Annotated in this window: 1 protein-coding gene; it reads right to left on the bottom strand. The window is 64.7% G+C overall.

Going from position 1 to position 2,191, the window contains the following annotated elements:
- Positions 1 to 65 precede the first annotated feature (65 nt).
- Entirely contained in the window at positions 66 to 1,745 is a 1,680-nt protein-coding gene (locus tag ABZ719_RS37565) for a restriction endonuclease (protein ID WP_366729657.1), read from the bottom strand.
- Positions 1,746 to 2,191: the final 446 nt, after the last annotated feature.

Genomic DNA, 2,191 nt, shown 5'->3' with positions numbered 1-2,191 from the left:
GACAACACCAGGCCCGCACCAGCCACTACAAACGACGCGGCCACAGCCCCTGAGCTGCCCAGCACTCAGAACAAGCACCGTTGCAGTACTAGGGCCCACTCCAGATGGGTTGACAGGCTCTCGTCCTCATCAAACAGCCCCATCTCCAGGTCGTCTTCCATCTGATGGGCTGCAGCGGTCACGGCCAGCTCGTGCTCCCTGAATCTGGCCAGTATCCCTGCGCCGTCGGCCATGCGCGCCGCCGCGACCAGTCGGCGCAACTGTTCTCCCTGGACGGTGGCCCTGATCAGCTCCAGGAAATGGGCTCGGCCGGCGTTGAGGTGAAAGCGAAGGTAGTCCTCGATCGATGGGTTGTGGAACGCGACCCGTCCCTGTTCGATAGTGATCATCGTGCCGCCCAGCAGTTGCAGTGCCCTGCGGAACGTCCGGCCGTCCGCCGCTTGGTCCATCTCCTCGCGGTACCAGTGCCAGGACTCCTCAAGGTCCTCCAACGGTGCGGACCTGAAGGTGAACAGCACCTCCAGCATGTGCACGGCCGCGTCCGACAGCTCGTTCTCCACGATGCGCTCCCAGACGCGGCGCGGATCGTCCAGGTTCTCCAGCATCGCTGCGCCGACGTCCTGACCCCGGCGCGCGGACAACCGAAGGGTCTCCTCGACCAGACGAGGATTGAAGTTCCTGTGCTGGACCACCGGGCGCCAGACCGCGGGATCGGCGAACCGGCGCTTGTCATTCGGCGGCAGAGAAGAGTGGTGGACGTGGTTATAGAGGATCTGGCCCCGTACCTGCAGATCCAGGTCGGTCAGTCGGACCACACTGACCGCGTCCGACACGTCCGGCTCCGCCAGCCGGTCGTGCCGAAGACGGGCGTGCTCCAGCAGGTAGTCGCGGGTCGTCATCACCAGCGCCTTGCCGGGCGTCTCCTGGATCTCCCGGATCACTGACAGCAGGCGATTGTCCTCGTTCTTGTTGAACGGCGTATCAAGGGTCGTACTTCCCAGGAAGTCGTCGTACAGGAACACTTGCCGCGTGCCGTCGCGCCAAAGGGCGCCGATCTCGTCGACGTCCTGGGAGATCTCGTGGACCTCGTAGTTGTTGCCCATCAGCCAGGCCGCGAGCATCAGCGCCACCGTCGTCTTGCCCACCCCGGGGATGCCAGCGATGACACAGACCTGCTGGGTGTCCAGAAGCTGCTTAGCTCGCTCGAAGCCCTCGTGCGGGACGAAGGTGTCGGCGATGCCCGGTAGCCGCTTCTGAAGCCACGACGAGCGCAGGTACCGGTCCTGGTTCAGCACGGTCTGAAGGACGGAGGTGCTGCTCAGCCAGAGCCGGAAGTGCCGACGGACCAGTTCCGGACGACGCAGCAGCTCGGCGACGATCTCATCCACGCCGTACAGGTCGCCGGTGTCGCGCACGTACGGGGCGAAGGCACCGCAGAGCTCTTCTTTGCCGTCGACGGTCAGACCGACCGTCGTGGCGACGATGTAACGGTCGGGTGCCAGCGCGCGGACCTTGGGCAGTTCATCCTTGATCAGACGCCTGATCAGCGTCGCCTGGGTCGCGCGCGGCCAGTGCTTGCACTGTACAACGGTCGTCCCCGAGGGGCCGGTGTGCCGCAGGTCGATGCCTCGGTCCCGGCCGCGGGGAAAGATCTCCAGAGGGATACCGAGGACATCGCTGAACAGGTCACGGCAGACCACCTCGAAGTCATGGTCCGTCAACCGCCCCAACTCGAAAGAGTCCATGCCGTTGTCACCCCGTGAATACCGCCGCTGGCCTCCATTCTCCCTGCACCGATCCGAGTGCTGGCCAGAGGGGCTGGCTTTCCTCCAGATCCACTCCGGGGCCATGTTCGAAGGAAGCGGTCAGCAGTCGAGTAGGCCCGGAGTGCTCTCAGCGGCAGGCGAGCTTCCCGAACGGCGGCCTCGCCCTCGAATCGGACGCCTTCGGCCACCAGGACATCCACGGGTATGTCCGTGCGTGTCGGGTCGGTCCATCGGAAGCCGGCACCCTCCGTAGCGGTGAGGACCCGCCAGGTGTTTCAGCATCGGCTGAAGGTTGCCAAGCGGGTGCCGACCGGAACGGCGCGGCTGCCTATACTGATTTCGGCTCGTCGGGGTGAACCTTCATGAAGTCTGTGAGGGACCCGGAGTGATGCCTGTATCCCATGGTGTGTGAGATATGCGGATGG

Source organism: Streptomyces sp. NPDC006743, from assembly GCF_040703815.1.
GTDB lineage: Bacteria > Actinomycetota > Actinomycetes > Streptomycetales > Streptomycetaceae > Streptomyces.
This window is presented reverse-complemented; position numbering and strand designations above follow the sequence as displayed.